Source organism: Eubacterium sp. AM46-8 (genome assembly GCF_003466705.1).
GTDB lineage: Bacteria > Bacillota > Clostridia > Lachnospirales > Lachnospiraceae > Lachnospira.
The window spans coordinates 85,342-102,786 of the sequence record NZ_QSEU01000007.1 but is presented as its reverse complement, the minus strand read 5'-3'; the positions used below and the strand labels follow the sequence as shown (position 1 = coordinate 102,786).

Genomic DNA, 17,445 nt, shown 5'->3' with positions numbered 1-17,445 from the left:
TACATGGTATGCAGAAAGAATTGTTAAAGGTGGCACTTATAGGTGTAGGAAGTGTTGGAAAGAAATATGCCAGAATGATAACAGCGGGAGAAGTTCCGCATATGAAATTATCAGCTGTGGTTATAAGAAGAGATGAACTTATTGAATGGGGCGAATCACTTGTTAATACTGATGGTGATAATGCAAGGATATTCAGGAGTGCAGAAGAATTATTTGAGACAGGAGAATCATGTTATGATGCAGTTATTATAGCAACTCCTCATAAAACTCATAAAGAACTGGCTTTGAAAGCATTTGCAAAGGGAAAAGCAGTGTTATGTGATAAGCCGGCAGCGGCAGATATAGGCGAGGCACTTGCAATGCAGAAGGCTGCCAGTGAAAGTGGCAGAATATATGGAATGATATTTCACCAGAGGCTTTACCCTAAATACATCAGGATTAAGCAGATGATAGACAATGGTGAATTAGGAGATATAAAGCGGGTATGTCTTATTAATTCACGATATTTAAGAACCTCATACTATCATAAATCTGGCTCATGGAGAAGCAGCTTTGCAGGTGAAGGCGGTGGAGCACTAATCAATCAGGGACAGCATATTCTTGATATGTATCAGTACCTGTTTGGAATGCCACAGAAACTTTTTGCAGCGATTCCATTTGGAAAATACAACGACTTTATAGTAGATGATGAGGCTACTATCGTTATGGAATACGACAATGGAAAGACAGGCACATTTATACTATCCACAGGCGAAGCCTGTCACGAAGAGCGACTTGAGATTATAGGAACGAAGGCAAGAATTCTTCTGGAAGACGACACGCTCACCATTACAAGACACAGAGATGTATGTGAGTATATCAAGAACGAAGAAGTCAACTCAAGGCAGAATATGACATTTACAGAGGAAACTATACAGTTCGAGAAGGCATCTGAGCCATATGCACAGTTATTTGAAAATTTTGCAAATGCGGTGCTTAAAGGTGATGAGTCTTATCTGACCGTTAAGGGTAGTGAGGGAATTAATTCACTCATGTTGTGTGCCAGTGCCTATTATTCAGCATGCAAAGGCATAAAAGTAGAACTTCCGCTTGAAGCCTCAGATTATAAAGAGCTTATGGATGAATTGATTAAGAAAGAAGAGGGAGAATAGATTCAGTCTATTCTTCCTCTTCTTCGTTGTTAAAGCCGTGGAGCAGAAAATCGTTCCACCTGGCATTAGTTTCTTCAAGCTCTTTTTTCTGCATGATACGGTTTCTGTCGCTTAGAATGGAAATCATTTCATCAGCTATCTCCTCAACAGGAGGGTGGTCGTAATGATAGAGATAACCAATCATGCGGCTGGCAGTGAAATCAGTATTGAGATTCTTAGTGACAATATCACAGAAATTTTTCTCATAACCTCTTTGCAGCATTAATTCATATAATTGTCTGCTTAAATCTGATTTGGGTTTCATAAAATGTGACTCCTTGTTTGTGGTGCGTAATATGTCTGTTTATTATAGCATAAATATTTGAAAAACATAATGTATTGTGATATATTACATTTGTAATGATGTAGCATTAAAATAGTGTGCTATATGAATATGGAGGTGTTTTTATGTCAAGTACGATTCAAGTAAGAGTGGATGACGATTTGAAGATTAAATCAGATAATTTATTTAAAGAATTAGGAACAGATACTACAACGGCTATAAGAATGTTTTTAACACAGGCAGTTGCTAATAATGGATTTCCATTTGAGATAAAGAAAGTGGCAGCTAATCCTTACATTGCTATTTCGGAAAAGGAAGTTCTTGACAGATTAGCAAAGTCAAGAGATCAGTCAAAGAATGGAGAATATTCAGAAGCAGGTGATTTTGTTGCAGATATGAGGACAAAGTATGGCATATAAAGTGGTTGTTACTAATGATGCTAAAGAAAATATGCAAAAGTATATTGAATACATATTATATGAAAAAAAGAATCAACAGGCAGCAGCAAGTCTCCTTGATGATTTTGAATATACTAAAGATATATTAGCAGAGGTTGCAGGAAGTTTAAAATTATGTGATAACGAAAAATTGAGAAGTTTAGGATATAGAAGGATAGGCTTTAAATTCCATAGATATTTTATGTTGTATAGAGTGGAAGATACAACCGTTTATATAGATGGGATTTTTCATGAGTTACAGGATTTTGAGAATAAGATTAACTGAGGGATAATAAATATGGCAAGATATAATTTTAGTAAAACAATTGTACATAGTGGGTTGAATAAAACAAAAACAATATATGGAAATTCAAGATATGAGATTGCATATAAAGAACAGATACAAATAAAACAATGGGAAGAACAGTGGCAGAGAAAATTGCAAATCGAAAGAAATAGAAAAATTGCAGAAGAAAAAAGATTAGAAAGAGAAAATAGAGTAAAGGATGATCAAAGAGCTATATTAAATGCTCAGATATTAACCAAGCAGGCAGAGGAACAATGCGCTGATATAGGTAATATATTAATCAATTCGCTGGAATGCGAAATGTATGATTTTGAGAAGTTAAAGAAAAAAGATTATTTTTCAAAAAATAAACCATATATGTCAAAAAAATATGAAATTCCAAGAGAGCCATTGCCTTCAGATTCAAAATATAATCCAAAGTTGAATTTTTGGGCAGTATTATCTGGTAAAAAACAAAGGGAATTTAATGAAAAAAACAGACAAGTATATAATGATGATCATAAAGATTGGGAAAAAATTAAAAATGAAATTATAGAGAAAAATAAATATATAGATGAAATATATGAACACCAGATGTTTTTATGGAAAGAGGAAAAAAACAATTTGAAAATGAACAACAAGAATATAATCATGGTATAGATGAATTTAGAAATGAAGTTGCAAATGGTAATTCTGTTGATGAATTTGTTTCTATTATTTTAAATGATATTAAATTGCCAATAAATTTTATACCTACATATGATGTTTTATATGATAAAGCTACAAGAAATGTTGTTATTGATGTGAATTTGCCATTAGTTACAGATTATCCTAATTTAAAATCTGTTGCGTATATCAAGTCAAGGCATGAATATAAAGAAAGTTATTTTAATGATGTTCAAATGCAGAAAATGTATGATGATTCTATTTACAAAATAATATTGATGTATATAAACAGAGTGTTTAATATCAATAATCAATTTGATTTGATAGATAATATAGTTTTGAATGGATTTGTAGAATCTATAGATAAGACAACGGGCAATGAATTTACAGCATATATTTTATCTATTAGTATAGCAAGAGAAAATTTCAAAATGCTTAATTTAAAGTCAATTGATGCAAGAGAATGGTTTAAGAAAGAAAAAGGAATATCAGCAGCTAAAATAGCACAAATTACACCTATACAACCAATACAAAGATTGAATAAGGAAGATAAAAGGTTTGTTGAGGGGTATAATGTTGTAAACGAAATAAATGATGAAGTTAATTTGGCATCAATAGATTGGCAGGATTTTGAAAATTTGATAAGAGAAATTTTTCAAGAAGAATTTAATAGTTCAGGAGGAGAAGTAAAAATAACTCAGGCAAGCAGAGATGGAGGGGTAGATGCTGTTGTTTTTGACCCAGACCCAATAAGAGGTGGCAAGATTGTAATTCAGGCAAAAAGATATACAAATGTTGTTGGTGTATCTGCAGTAAGAGATTTATATGGAACTTTGATGAATGAGGGAGCAATGAAAGGAATTCTTGTTACAACATCAAATTATGGTAATGATGCGTATGAATTTGCAAAGGGTAAACCAATTCAGCTTATAAATGGGGCTGAACTATTAGGGTTATTAGAAAAACATGGACATAAAGCTAAGATAGATTTAAAAGAAGCTAAATTAATAAATAAGGGTAATATTAACTTAATCTGACCATATAAATTTAACTCAAAATGACAATGTACACATGTCACTTTATCTGTTATTCTTATGTGCAATTAAAGTATGTTGATATAGGAGGCAGATAAAATGGAAGCACAACAGACACAGTTAGTACAGCAGGGGATTAAGAAAGAAGGATTTCATATTACTGTAACACAGATGTGTATAACAGCAGTATTTATGGCACTTACATGTGTTGCAACAATGGTGGTACAGATTCCTATCCTTTGGGATATGCACATTTGGGAGACAGCGTAATACTTATATGTGCATTTTTCTTCGGACCAGTTGTTGGCGCACTCGCAGGAGGAATCGGTTCTGCAATGGCAGATATATTAACTGGATTTGCAGTATGGGCACTTCCAACACTTATAATAAAGACCATCATGCCAATAATAGCATGCGCAATATTTGGCAATATGAAAAGTAAGTTTGACAGATGTAAGGTTATTTCAGTAAAAGGAATTGTTGGTGCAGTTGTTACATTACTTTTCATGACATTAGGATATGTTGTATTTGGTGCAATAATAGCAGGCAGCTTTGCAGCAGGATTAGCTTCAGCACCAGGACTTCTACTTAAGTCGGTAGTTAATATGGTTGTATATCTTTTTGTGGCAACAGGAATGTCTAAGATTCTTGGCAGAAATAATAATTGATTACAAGTAGAGGAGAATAGATATATAGTCTGTAGGGTGGTACTTTTGGGTATCACCCTTTTTCGTGGTTGATACACGAGGAAGTTTTTACTTCCCTATACATTATTAAGTTTATAATGCTTAATAGCTGCTGTTATGCTATGATATAATTAAATCAATTGGTAGTATTAGCATATAATAATAGTATTGTAGATGTTAAAAGGTAGACTATAAAAAACAGATGTGGAGATAGAAAATGATTAAAGCATTTTTTCTGGATTTTTACGGAACAGTGGTACATGAAGATGGAGAAGTGGTAAAGAAAATCTCACAGTTAATATATGAAACTGGAAAAGCAGAGAGCCCATCAGAAGTAGACTCTTTTTGGTGGAAGGATTTTCAGAATTTATTTAATAATTCGTATGGGAATACATTTGAAACACAAAGAGCGTTAGAAAAGAAGTCTATTAAACATACATTGGAAAAGTTTGCTTCAAATGAGAATATTGATAAGTTAAGTAATTATATGTTTGAACATTGGGTGAAACCTCCTATTTTTGAGGAGTCAAAGAAGTTTTTTGAAATTAGTCCATTACCTATTTATATAGTATCAAATATTGATGCTAATGATGTTTTAAGAGCAATAGAATTTCATCAATTATCCCCATCGGGAATATTTACATCTGAGGATGCCAAAGCCTATAAGCCAAGAAAAGAGTTATTTGAGCTTGCATTGAATACCACGGGATTGCATGCTGATGAAGTGATTCATATAGGCGATTCTTTAAGTAGTGATGTAAAAGGTGCTTCGTCAGTTGGAATTAAAGCAATTTGGTTAAATAGATTTAACAAAGAGAATTCATGTGGTGTAGATAGTATAACAAATTTGTTAGAGGCATTAGATAAATTGGAGTAAAGTATTTTAATATAAGGAAATGCAAACGATGCTTAGATTAGTGGGATTTGGAGATAATGCTGGCTAAGGTTTTCCAACAATTCTTGATGTATGGAAATCAGAAGGATGGGTTGAACCACAATTAATAGAGGTTACAAATCTTAATCAGGTGACACTTGTGATGAAGATGGAAAAGGAATTTGATGAAGAATTTTGGCAGAAAACCACATGATACCTATCAGTAGTCGCAAATCCAAAGCCTTTATAGGTCAAAAATAATATCGACTACTATATTAGTTGCAAATTACACCTATAAAGTAACTATGATCAGCAATCTTATAGGAAATCTAACTCTAAAACCACATTTTAGACAGCGTAAGAGGGCAAATCAGCCTATAAGATGCAATATATTTATTTTCTTATAGGAAGCCCTGCCTCAAAAAGCCAAGATTTACCACTACATCCCCCAAAAATGAGAAAAAAGCCGCCAGCAGTTAAGCTGGCGGCTTAAATTAACACTTACATGAGGTATAGCAACAATCACCGATGGTGGAAGAGTTGTTTGTCAGCGTACATTGCTGAGTCAGCATTTTTATTATTTCAATAATATCGATTCCGTTGCCGGATGCAACACCGACAGCGCTTTTAAAAATAATCCGTTCAATATACGAATACACGCACAATTTATATTTTAACATTTAGTCACATCATTTTCCAGCTTTTTTAATTCTTTTAATTCTCTTATAGTAAAGTATCCGCATACGATAGCGGCGGCAGCGTCTGCTATAGGTCCGGCATACATAACACCGTCAATTCCCATGAATATAGGAAATATAATGATAAGTGGCAACAGGAAAATAATCTGCCTTGTAAGTGACATAAATACACCAAGCTGTGATTTGCCAATTGAATTAAAGAAATTGGAAGTCACAGGCTGGATGCCGTTAACAATTGTCAGAAACATATATATTCTGAAATATCTTTCAGAGAATTTAAAGTACAGGTCGCTTCCGTTACCAAATATGCTGATAATCTGTCTTGGGAATAGCTGGAAGCATGCAAATGCAATTAAAGACAGGGCAGAAGCTGCACCAAGTGCAAGAAGATAAGTTTTTCTTACACGGGCGTACTTCTTTGCACCATAGTTAAAACCTATAACAGGCTGTGTTCCCTGAGATATTCCGATAACAAATGACATGAAAATCATATTAACTTTAGTTATAATTCCGGCGCAGGCAAGAGGAATGTCTCCACCGTATATTGATTGTGCGCCGTAGTGTGACAGCGTATTGTTCATAACAATCTGTACAACAGTCATTGCAATCTGGTTAAAGCATGCACTTGCTCCAAGAATAAATATTTTCTTGCAGTGGTCAAATGATACAACAAAGCTTTCTCTGCCAAGTTTGATTGTCTTAAAATGAAACATATAACGCAGGCTGATTGAAAATGAAATTATCTGACCTGTAATTGTTGCAAGTGCCGCACCGGTCATTCCCATGTTGAAAACAAAGATAAACAATGGGTCAAGAATAGTGTTCACAATAGCACCGACAAGCATAGAAGTCATTGAATATCGCGGGCTTCCGTCTGCAAGAATAAGCTTGCTCATACCAGTGTTGGCAATTAAGAAGGGAAAGCCAAACGCAGTGATTCTTGTATATGCCTTTGCATAAGGAAGTACATCTTTAGTTGCACCAAAGAATTTAAGCAGTGGTGTTAAGAATATAGTGGTTACAAGGAACAGAAATATTCCAAACAATGCCATAAGTACAATACCGTTACCGGCATATTTTTCAGATTCGTGTTTTTCACCGGCGCCAAGATGCAGTGAGAAATTAGTCGCACTTCCTATACCAAGAAGAAGCGAAATAGCCGTACATGTTGTTGACAGTGGAAATGCGATGTTAGTAGCAGCATTTCCAAGCATGCCGATTCCCTGACCGATAAATATCTGGTCGACAATATTGTAAAGCGCTGTCACAAGCATTGAAATAATGCATGGAATTGCAAAACCAACAAGCAGAGTGGATTCTTTTTTATATCCAAGCGGATTATCTTTTGTGTTCATAGTCGCTGACTGATTATTCATAATAAAACCTCTTAATTATTATACAATATTATTAAAAACTGATAATAGCATAATTGATATCATAACATATTATGTTAATAAATGTGTAGCCAGATTATTAAAATGTGCTGTTATATGCTTTGCGTTTGTGATATAATTCATGTCATGTAAACATATAAAGCCGGAGGGAAATATGGATAATTATTCAATTAACACAAAATGCGTCCAGGCAGGCTATACTCCTGGAAATGGTGAACCAAGACAGATTCCTATAATCCAGTCTACTACATTTAAGTATGATACAAGTGAGGATATGGGAAAACTTTTTGACCTTGAAGCAAGTGGATATTTCTACACAAGACTTCAGAATCCAACTAATGATTATGTGGCAGCTAAGATTGCAGCCCTTGAAGGTGGAAGTGCAGCAATGCTTACTTCATCAGGACAGGCAGCTAATTTCTTCGCTTTATTTAATATTTGCGAAGCTGGAAGCCATATAGTAGCATCATCTTCTATATATGGAGGAACATTTAACCTTATTGATGTTACTTTGAAGAAGATGGGAATTGAAGCAACATTTGTTGACCCTGACTGCACAGAGGAAGAACTTAATGCAGCGTTCAAGGACAACACAAGAGCAGTATTTGGTGAGACAATTGCCAATCCTGCACTTACAGTATTAGATATTGAGAAGTTTGCAAATGCAGCACATGCACACGGTGTACCACTTATCGTCGATAATACATTCCCAACACCAGTTAATTGCAGACCAATTGAATGGGGAGCAGATATTGTAACACATTCAACAACTAAATATATGGACGGACATGGAGCAGCAGTCGGTGGAGCTATCGTAGACAGCGGAAAGTTTGACTGGATGGCACATGCAGACAAGTTCCCTGGACTCTGCACACCTGATGAATCATATCATGGAATTACATATGCCGAGAAGTTCGGTAAAGAAGGCGCATTTATAACAAAATGTACTTCGCAGCTTATGAGAGATTTAGGCTGTATACAGTCTCCACAGAATGCATTTATATTAAATCTTGGTCTTGAATCACTTCATGTGCGTATGCCAAGACATGTTGAAAACGGACAGGCTGTTGCAGAATTTCTTGAGAAGCAGGATAAGGTTGAATTCGTTAATTATCCGGGACTTCCTTCTAACAAGTACTATGAGACAGCTAAGAAGTACATGCCAGATGGCGGCTGCGGAGTAGTTTCATTCGAGTTAAAGGGTGGAAGAGAGGCTGCAGAGAAGTTTATGAAGAATTTAAAGCTTGCAGCTATCGAAACTCATGTAGCAGATGCGAGAACATGCTGCCTTAACCCTGCAACATCAACACACAGACAGATGAATGATGAGCAGCTTAAAGCCGCTGGAATTCCAGCAGGACTTATCCGTATCTCATGTGGACTTGAGGATAAGAAGGATCTGATTGCGGATATTGCACAGGCGCTGGAAGCTATCTGATTTAAGTGAGAAATATTTTTATATGAATAAAGTCGTTAAAATGATGAGATTATTATAAATAAAAGTCATCATTTTAACGACTTTTTGTTTACAATAAAATGTGTACATGGTACACTCGGGTTATGAAAAGTCATTATTTATCAAGGACTGAAAGGAAGTGACACAATGTTTGCATTAAAAGATTATATTACATCTGAGGATATTAAGAATCTGAGAAAGAATCTTGGACTGACACAGAAAGAATTTGCCAGTCTTGTAGGAACATCGAAACCGACAATAGAACGATGGGAAAAAGAAAATGCTAAGATTACAGGTCCAATTGTTTTACTTTCTAAGATGATTAAGGATTATCCTGATTATGTGAACAGACTGATAATACCGGAGAAAGAATTTCCTGTCAGAATGTTTTATATGTATAAGGATGACATCTGTACACTGATAGATGTTGATGATGCCAGACAGCTTGTAAGGATAAAGAATTATACAGATAAGCTTATGTTTCGGGCATTTGGCGTTAATGAAAATCCTGATTACAATGACTATAAGGAATTTCTTGAGTCAAGAAGTTTTCCAAGAACAAGAGATAAGATGAAGCTTGTGCTGGAGGATATTGGACTTCCGTTTTATGACACATTTATGATAATACAAAAGACGCAAGGTCGTATGGCAGAGGATGATTTCTGGTTAAAGATTGAGAAGTGAAAGAGGTAATAGTATGGTCGAACTTTTTGAACAGAATATAAGAACCAGTTCGCGCCAGTCATCTAAGGGAAATCAGTTGAAATGGGAAAATGATGATATATGGTATAAAGCTGACTATACGGGATACGAAGGGTTTGCAGAATATGTTATATCACATTTATTAAAGTATACTAATCTTAATGAAGACGAGTATGTATTATATGAACCCGAACAGATTAAATACAAAAGACAGATATATAATGGGGTCAGGAGTAGAACTTTTATAGATGATGACTGGCAGATAATTACATTGGAGAGACTTTTTAAAAATGTATATAATGAGAGCCTTACAAGTGTTTTGTGGCATATGAGTGATGTGAAGGAAAGACTTGAATTTCTTGTAAACACTGTAAAGAATATAACAGGGCTTAATAATTTTGGTGAGTATATATGCAGATTATTTACTATAGATGCATTTTTCTTAAATGAGGACAGGCATATGCATAATATTGCAGTTCTGATGAATGGGAAAGGTGAATACAATTATTGCCCTGTGTTTGACAATGGGGCAGGTCTTTTGTCAGATACAACAATGGATTATCCTATGGGACAGGATATTTATCAGATGATACCAGAGGTAAAAAGTAAAAGTATAAGTCAGGATTTCGATGAACAATTGGATATGGCTGAAAATCTATATGGACAGGAAATGCATTTTCTATTTACTAAAAAGAATGTAAGCGATATAGTTAATAGTGCAGATATATATCCACAGGAAGTAAGACAAAGAGTGGAATTAATCATATACAATCAGATGAACAAATATCAATATTTATTCAGATAAGGAGCGTACAATATGGTAAAGCACATTATTTTATGGAAATTAAAGGACGAACTTGCAGGTGAAGAAAAGGAGCAGGTTAAGGCAGGAATCAAAGAAGGACTTGAAGGACTGGCAGGACAGATTCCGGGGCTCGTTGAGGTAAAGGTAAGAACAGAGTGCCTTCCAAGCTCAACAGCAGATGTAATGTTGGATACAACATTTGATGATGTTGAAAGCTTAAAGGCTTATGCAGTACATCCGAAGCATGTGGAAGTTGCTGACAGCAAAGTAAGACCATACACAGCAATCAGATCGTGCATGGATTACGAAATTTAAAGATTTATCATATACAGCAATAGTGGAGGACATAATGATGGAATACATTTCAAGAAACGATGCATTTGAATTACTTAAGAAATACAATAAAGACCCATTTCATATTCAGCATGCGCTTACGGTAGAAGCAGTCATGAAATGGTATGCTAATGAACTTGGCTACGGTGATGATGCAGAGTATTGGGGAATCGTAGGACTTCTTCATGATATTGATTTTGAACTTTATCCAGAGCAGCATTGTATCAAAGCACCAGAACTTTTAAGAGAGGGCGGCGTATCAGAGGATATAATTCATGGAGTAGTTTCTCATGGCTATGGAATTACAGTTGATGTTGCACCTGAGCATGAGATGGAAAAAGTGCTTTTTGCAGCGGACGAGCTTACAGGACTTATATGGGCAGCAGCGCTTATGCGTCCATCAAAGAGTACTAAGGACATGGAACTTAAGTCATTAAAGAAGAAATATAAGAGCAAGGGCTTTGCTGCAGGATGTTCAAGAGAGGTAATTGAGCGTGGAGCAGAGCAGCTTGGCTGGGAACTTGATGAACTTCTGACGAAGACTCTTGCAGCAATGGCAGTCTCAGAAGACACTATTAATGAAGAGATGGAGAAGGAAAATGTTTAATACTCCAACAGATTGTTACAATTATATAATTGAGAATGACCTTGAAATGCCAGTGCTTGGAGCGATGATGAACCATGCGAAAGATTATTCCATTGCGGAGATTGCAGATGGAAGATTTCATAACAGAGACGGTGTCGTTTCATTTTCATCACCGGGATATAAGGTCAATATAGCTGTGATGGATGATGAGATTGTCACTGCGGTTCTTAATGGATTGTATGTAAGTGCATTTATATCAAGACATGCTGACAAATACCAGATACATTTTCTTGTATCGGGATATCCCATCGATATGAAGTGCCGTTATGAGGAAGAAATCGCTAAGGGTGTTGTGCGTTACATGATTATGTCGACGATTGTTGCGTGCAGACTCGATAGTGAGAAGAAGGTCAGGGAATACATAGCTGAATAATATGAAGAGAGCCAGGATATACGGACTGACAATGGGGTTGAAGTTCGTATATCCCGGCTCTCTTTATGAGGGGGAAAAATGTTTTTCAAACATCCGATGGCTGCTGTATTGGGAGATTATTCAGCCATCTTTTTTATGAAAAAGTTTGTCTGTTGTCTTTCGACATTGTTAATATTAAATGGGAAATGTGAAAATGAGTTGGAAAGTTTGTGAGAATTTTGTGAACAGTGCTATAATAAATGGCATTGAAATTATGAAAATACTTAAATAATGGAGGACACATTTACATGAAAGAATTAAGTAACAGATCAGCAAATTTTACAGACTCTGTCATCAGAAGGATGACAAGAGTTGCTAATAAATATGGTGCGGTTAATTTATCACAGGGATTTCCTGATTTTGAGCCACCAAAGGCTATAACAGACAGACTTGCAAGAGTGGCAGGCGAAGGCCCTCATCAGTATGCATTGACATGGGGAGCTAAGAATTTCAGAGATGCAGTTGCTAAGAAATATGAACATTTTTCTGGTGTTAAGATTGACCCTGAGACAGAGATTGTTGTCACATGCGGAAGTACAGAGGCAATGATGGCTACAATGCTCAGTATTACTAATCCGGGAGAGAAAGTCGTAATATTCTCGCCTTTCTATGAGAATTATGGCGCAGATACAATTCTTTCAGGTGCAGAGCCGATATATGTTCCATTAGTTCCACCAGAATTTCATTTTGATAAGGAAAAGTTAGAAGATGCATTTAAGCAGGGTGCTAAGGCATTAATTCTGTGCAATCCTTCCAACCCATGCGGTAAGGTGTTCACAATGGAGGAAATGCAGACAATTGCTGAACTTGCAAAGAAATATGACGCATATGTTGTTACAGATGAAGTGTATGAGCATATTGTATATGCACCTAATAAGCATATTTATATGCAGGCGCTTGAGGGCATGAGAGAAAGAACAATTGTGTGCAATTCACTGTCTAAGACATACTCAATAACAGGATGGAGATTAGGTTATGTTATTGCTAACCCACAGATAATCGACAGAGTTAAAAAGGTACATGATTTCCTTACAGTTGGTGCAGCCGCACCATTGATGGAGGCAGCAGTTGTGGGATTAGAGTTTGGTGATGGATATTATGATGAACTTGCCGCACATTATGCACATATGAAAGAGGTATTTGTAGGCGGTCTTAAGAAGCTGGGATTAAAATACACAGACCCACAGGGGGCATATTATGTGCTTGTTGATGTGAGTGAATTCGGAGTTAAAGATGATGTGAAATTTTGCGAATGGATGACACAGTTCGTTGGTGTGGCGGCAGTTCCGGGGTCAAGCTTTTTCAGGGAAGATGTGCATAATCTTGTGAGATTTCATTTCGCAAAGCAGGACGATACACTTAATGAAGCAATAAAGAGACTGGCAACACTTAAAGAAAAAGCGATGAATGCCAAGAATGTGGACTGGAGATAATTCATGGAAATATATTTAAAACCGATAATTTCGGCATGTTATGTGTTCCCGGTTCTTGCCGTGCTTTTCACACTGCCGTACATAATATACGAATATCATAAATATGGCTCGATACTTGTAATAAGAACAGGGGTTGTGTACACATTTATATTCTACATGATTACCTCATATTTTATGACAGTGCTTCCGCTGCCTCCGATTGATTCAGTGACACCGGATTCGGCATGTATGCTGTTGGTGCCATTTGACGCAGTAAGAAGAGTTGTTGCTACTGTGAATATTACTTTATCGAATCCGGCAACATATATTAATCTGTTCAAATGTGGTGACTTCTGGCAGATTGCTTTCAATATTCTGCTGTTAGTGCCATTTGGTGTGTATCTGAGATACTATTTTAAGAGAAAATGGTGGCAGGTGCTTATAATGTCATTCTGCTACAGCCTGTTTTTTGAGCTTACGCAGTTGTCAGGTTTGTATGGAATATATCCTTATCCATACAGATTCTTTGAAGTGGACGACCTGATATGTAACACACTTGGAGGAATGGTGGGCTTCTGGGTTACTCCAGCGGTTGTTTTCATGCTTCCAAAACGTGACAGAATGGATGAAGTTGCTTACAACAGAGGACAGATTGTGTCGGAATTCAGAAGAATAATAGCATGGGCGTTGGATATGCTTGTAATAATGGCACCAGTTGCCGTATTTTTTGCAATAGACAAAGAAAAGTTTATGACTGCTGTGTACGATGTGAGATATATGGTTGTCATAGCGGTATATATAACTATTGCATTTGCAATAGTAACAAGGCTTACTAAAGGAAGGACGATTGGTAAGGCACTGGTTAATATAAGATTGGTGAGGGCAGAGAGTAAGAAAGCTGATAATAAGGCAGCAGATTACGAAGCTGAGATTATTGAAGCTGATACTCACAGAATAGTGAATGTTTTCAGGCTTATGGGAAGATATTTTATTCTGTATGTTATAAGCCTGCCTTCTCCTGTATATGCATATAATCTTTATCATGCAGCACTTATGGCTGATGGGTGGAGATTCTCTGTCAGTATAGCAGTATGTGTATTGTGCCTTATGGTTACGGCATATTTTGCAATAGATTTCATATTATGTCTGTTCAGCAGTACACGGCAGATGTTTTATGACAGGGTGATGGGAATTACGCATGTCAATATGGTGAAGCAGAAGGAAAAGATATCAAAATAAATTGAAAAACATAACAAAATAAACTCAAAAAATACATTGACATGTTAGAACTGACATGTTAGTATACACATAGCAAATAATTATGCAAATATGGTACAGAATAATAATGTTGTTATGTAAAAGGAGGATTTTTGTTATGGATATGACATTGAGATGGTATGGACCAGGATACGACAGCGTAACACTTAAGCAGATCAGACAGATTCCAGGCGTAAAGAATGTTATTACAACGCTTTTTGGTAAGCAGGCTGGGGAGCGGTGGCTTCCAGAGGAAATAGCGGAGCTTAAAAGGATTGTTGAAGATGCCGGGTTGGGAATCGCTGGTATTGAATCTGTTAATGTGTCAGATGATATTAAGATTGGCACAGCTAAGGCAGATGAGCACATTGACAATTATATAAAGACTCTGCAGGCTCTTGGAGAAGCGGATATTCATGTGGTATGTTACAATTTTATGCCTGTATTTGACTGGACACGATCAGAACTTGCAAGAGAAAGAGCTGATGGTTCAACGGTGCTTGCATATAATCAGGATACAGTTGATATGATTGATCCGGAGCATATGAAGGAATCAGTTGCAAAGATGTCTAATGGATTCGTAATGCCAGGATGGGAACCAGAGCGTCTTGACAGATTAAAAGAACTTTTTGAAATGTATAAAGATGTTGACGCAGAAAAGCTGTTTAATAATCTGGTATATTTTCTGGAAGCAATTGGTCCGGTATGTGAGAAGTATGATATAAAGATGGGGATTCATCCGGATGATCCTGCGTGGCCTATATTTGGACTTCCAAGAATTATGACAGGTAAGGATTCTGTTACAAAACTTCTTGATGCTGTAAATAAACCATATAACGGAATAACACTTTGTACGGGTTCATTTGGCTCTAACCAGAATAATGATATTTGTGAGATTATCAAGGCGTGCAGAGGAAGAATACCATTTGCACATGTGAGAAACCTTAAATATAATTCACCTAGGGATTTTGAAGAAGCAGCACATTTATCATCTGATGGTTCTATGGATATGTATAAGATTATGAAAACATTATATGATACAGGTTTTGACGGCATTATAAGACCAGACCATGGAAGAATGATATGGGATGAGGTGGCTATGCCAGGTTATGGTTTATATGACAGGGCTTTAGGTGCAACATACCTTAATGGCTTATGGGAAGCTATTGATAAATCATCAAAGTAATTATTAACATTGGGTTTTTATGACATAATGGAGGATATTATGAAACTTTCAATAAATGGTATTAAGAATACGACAGATTGGGAAAAGGCTGGCATAAAGCTGCCTTCATATGATGTTGAAAAGGTTGCAGAGGATACAAAAAAGTCACCTGTATGGGTACATTTTGGTATAGGTAATATTTTCAGGATATTCATTGGTGGAATTGCAGATTCATTATTAGAACAAGGAGTTTCAGATAAAGGCATTACATGTGTTGAAACATTTGACTTCGATGTAGTAGATAAAATATATAAGCCATTTGATAATCTTGTTATGGCTGTTACATTGAAGGAGGATGGAAATACAGAAAAAAAGGTACTTGGTTCACTTACAGAAGCTATTAAGGCACAATCATATTCGCAGAAGGAATGGGAAAGATTAAAGGAGATATTTGCTGACCCTGGGCTTCAGATGGTGTCATTTACTATTACAGAAAAAGGTTATGCGTTGAAGGATTCTAAAGGAGAGTTTTTCTCTTTTATCAGGGAAGACATTGATAATGGACCAGAAAAAGCAACATCAGCAATGGCAGTAACAGCAGCACTTTTGCATGAACGTTTTAAAGCCTGTAAGGCACCGATTGCAGTTGTATCAATGGATAACTGCTCACATAACGGAGAGAAACTTAGAAATTCGATAACCGAGATGGTAACTGAGTGGAATAAAAAAGGATTTGTTGGTAATGATTTTGTTGATTATGTGAATAATGAGGAGCTCGTATCATTTCCATGGTCTATGATTGATAAAATAACACCAAGACCAGCAGATAGTGTTGCTAAAGCATTAGAGGAAGCAGGTGTTGAGGATATGAGTCCGGTGATAACATCTAAGAAGACATATATTGCTCCATTTGTAAATGCTGAAGGACCACAGTATCTTGTAATAGAAGACAGGTTCCCTAATGGCAGACCTCAGCTTGAAAAAGCAGGTGTGTTTATGACTGACAGACAGACAGTTAATAAGGTTGAGCGAATGAAAGTAACAACCTGCCTTAATCCGTTACACACAGCCTTAGCAGTATATGGCTGCTTATTAGGATATAATCTGATTGCTGATGAAATGAAAGACAAGGAACTTTCAGAGCTTGTGAGACGAATTGGGTTATCTGAGGGAATGCCTGTGGTAATTAATCCGGAGATTATTTCACCACAGAAGTTTGTGGATGAAGTTCTTAATGTAAGAATACCTAATCCTTTTATGCCTGATACACCGCAAAGAATAGCGACAGATACTTCACAGAAGGTAGGAATACGATATGGTGAAACAATTAAGTCATATGTCGCAAAGGATGGAAGTGCCAAAGAATTATTAGCGATTCCATTGGCAATTGCAGGATGGTGCAGATATCTTCTTGGAATTGATGATAATGGCGAAAGCTTCGAATTGTCTCCAGATCCGATGGCGGATGAATTAAAGAAGCATTTATCAGGTATAAAAATAGGTGACATATCATCTTATACAGGACAGCTTAAGAATTTATTGTCAAATGCCAATATATTTGGTATAAATTTATATGAAGCAGGAATTGGCGATAAAATAGAAGAGATGTTTGTTGAAGAGATAGCAGGAAAGGGTGCTGTAAGAAATACACTTAAAAAATACCTTTAATATATATAACAAGCAGGCTCATAGTATAAGAAAGGCCGCAG

20 protein-coding genes are annotated in these 17,445 nt (G+C 36.2%); 18 read left to right on the top strand and 2 right to left on the bottom strand.

Annotated elements, in window-relative coordinates; translation table 11 throughout:
• The first annotated feature begins 8 nt into the window (after positions 1–8).
• Positions 9–1,151, top strand: coding sequence for a Gfo/Idh/MocA family protein (locus tag DW963_RS06520; protein ID WP_117914447.1), 1,143 nt, complete (start codon positions 9–11; stop codon positions 1,149–1,151).
• A 7-nt stretch (positions 1,152–1,158) separates the two neighbouring features.
• Here DW963_RS06520 and DW963_RS06515 read toward each other — a convergent pair whose 3' ends face one another.
• Positions 1,159–1,455 (bottom strand): hypothetical protein, encoded by a 297-nt coding sequence (locus DW963_RS06515; protein WP_117914445.1) that lies wholly within the window; start codon positions 1,453–1,455, stop codon positions 1,159–1,161.
• A gap of 143 nt (positions 1,456–1,598) precedes the next feature.
• On the opposite strand from DW963_RS06515, the gene DW963_RS06510 reads away from it, so the two are divergent.
• From DW963_RS06510 to DW963_RS06485, 7 genes are all read left to right on the top strand, one after another.
• Positions 1,599–1,892: a type II toxin-antitoxin system RelB/DinJ family antitoxin gene (locus DW963_RS06510; RefSeq protein WP_022098866.1), complete on the top strand. Its 294-nt coding sequence runs from the start codon at positions 1,599–1,601 to the stop codon at positions 1,890–1,892.
• Positions 1,882–2,196 (top strand): type II toxin-antitoxin system RelE/ParE family toxin, encoded by a 315-nt coding sequence (locus DW963_RS06505; RefSeq protein ID WP_117914443.1) that lies wholly within the window; start codon positions 1,882–1,884, stop codon positions 2,194–2,196. Before DW963_RS06510 ends, DW963_RS06505 begins: the two co-directional genes overlap by 11 nt.
• A gap of 12 nt (positions 2,197–2,208) precedes the next feature.
• Positions 2,209–2,856, top strand: a complete 648-nt coding sequence (locus DW963_RS06500; protein ID WP_117914441.1) for a hypothetical protein — start codon at positions 2,209–2,211, stop codon at positions 2,854–2,856.
• Complete coding sequence (locus DW963_RS06495; RefSeq protein ID WP_117914439.1) at positions 2,799–3,899, top strand: restriction endonuclease; 1,101 nt, start codon at positions 2,799–2,801, stop codon at positions 3,897–3,899. Before DW963_RS06500 ends, DW963_RS06495 begins: the two co-directional genes overlap by 58 nt.
• Before the next feature lie 96 nt (positions 3,900–3,995).
• Positions 3,996–4,166, top strand: a complete 171-nt coding sequence (locus DW963_RS13285; protein WP_158568640.1) for a hypothetical protein — start codon at positions 3,996–3,998, stop codon at positions 4,164–4,166.
• Positions 4,151–4,564, top strand: coding sequence for an ECF transporter S component (locus tag DW963_RS06490; RefSeq protein ID WP_158568638.1), 414 nt, complete (start codon positions 4,151–4,153; stop codon positions 4,562–4,564). Before DW963_RS13285 ends, DW963_RS06490 begins: the two co-directional genes overlap by 16 nt.
• 235 nt (positions 4,565–4,799) lie before the next feature.
• Positions 4,800–5,459 (top strand): HAD family hydrolase, encoded by a 660-nt coding sequence (locus DW963_RS06485; protein ID WP_117914435.1) that lies wholly within the window; start codon positions 4,800–4,802, stop codon positions 5,457–5,459.
• A 670-nt stretch (positions 5,460–6,129) separates the two neighbouring features.
• Here the strand turns inward: DW963_RS06485 and DW963_RS06475 are convergent.
• Positions 6,130–7,530: an MATE family efflux transporter gene (locus DW963_RS06475; RefSeq protein ID WP_117914434.1), complete on the bottom strand. Its 1,401-nt coding sequence runs from the start codon at positions 7,528–7,530 to the stop codon at positions 6,130–6,132.
• Between the two features lie 172 nt (positions 7,531–7,702).
• Here DW963_RS06475 and DW963_RS06470 point away from each other — a divergent pair, with 172 nt between their 5' ends.
• From DW963_RS06470 to DW963_RS06425, 10 genes are all read left to right on the top strand, one after another.
• Positions 7,703–8,986: an O-acetylhomoserine aminocarboxypropyltransferase/cysteine synthase family protein gene (locus DW963_RS06470; RefSeq protein WP_022098872.1), complete on the top strand. Its 1,284-nt coding sequence runs from the start codon at positions 7,703–7,705 to the stop codon at positions 8,984–8,986.
• 165 nt (positions 8,987–9,151) lie between these two features.
• Positions 9,152–9,688 (top strand): helix-turn-helix domain-containing protein, encoded by a 537-nt coding sequence (locus tag DW963_RS06465; protein ID WP_117914432.1) that lies wholly within the window; start codon positions 9,152–9,154, stop codon positions 9,686–9,688.
• 13 nt (positions 9,689–9,701) lie between these two features.
• Complete coding sequence (locus DW963_RS06460) at positions 9,702–10,511, top strand: HipA domain-containing protein (protein WP_117914430.1); 810 nt, start codon at positions 9,702–9,704, stop codon at positions 10,509–10,511.
• A gap of 12 nt (positions 10,512–10,523) precedes the next feature.
• Entirely contained in the window at positions 10,524–10,826 is a 303-nt protein-coding gene (locus tag DW963_RS06455; RefSeq protein ID WP_117914428.1) for a Dabb family protein, read from the top strand.
• A gap of 34 nt (positions 10,827–10,860) precedes the next feature.
• On the top strand, positions 10,861–11,451 hold the full coding sequence (locus DW963_RS06450; protein ID WP_502694405.1) for an HD domain-containing protein: 591 nt from the start codon (positions 10,861–10,863) through the stop codon (positions 11,449–11,451).
• Complete coding sequence (locus tag DW963_RS06445) at positions 11,444–11,863, top strand: hypothetical protein (protein WP_117914426.1); 420 nt, start codon at positions 11,444–11,446, stop codon at positions 11,861–11,863. Before DW963_RS06450 ends, DW963_RS06445 begins: the two co-directional genes overlap by 8 nt.
• A 287-nt stretch (positions 11,864–12,150) precedes the next feature.
• Positions 12,151–13,335 carry a pyridoxal phosphate-dependent aminotransferase gene (locus tag DW963_RS06440; RefSeq protein WP_117914424.1) on the top strand — a complete coding sequence of 395 codons (1,185 nt, stop codon included), beginning with the start codon at positions 12,151–12,153 and terminating at the stop codon, positions 13,333–13,335.
• A 3-nt stretch (positions 13,336–13,338) separates the two neighbouring features.
• Positions 13,339–14,553: a VanZ family protein gene (locus DW963_RS06435; RefSeq protein ID WP_117914422.1), complete on the top strand. Its 1,215-nt coding sequence runs from the start codon at positions 13,339–13,341 to the stop codon at positions 14,551–14,553.
• A gap of 136 nt (positions 14,554–14,689) precedes the next feature.
• Positions 14,690–15,757 carry a mannonate dehydratase gene (uxuA, locus tag DW963_RS06430; RefSeq protein WP_041688990.1) on the top strand — a complete coding sequence of 356 codons (1,068 nt, stop codon included), beginning with the start codon at positions 14,690–14,692 and terminating at the stop codon, positions 15,755–15,757.
• Positions 15,758–15,796: 39 nt separating this feature from the next.
• On the top strand, positions 15,797–17,404 hold the full coding sequence (locus tag DW963_RS06425; RefSeq protein ID WP_117914420.1) for a mannitol dehydrogenase family protein: 1,608 nt from the start codon (positions 15,797–15,799) through the stop codon (positions 17,402–17,404).
• Positions 17,405–17,445: the final 41 nt, after the last annotated feature.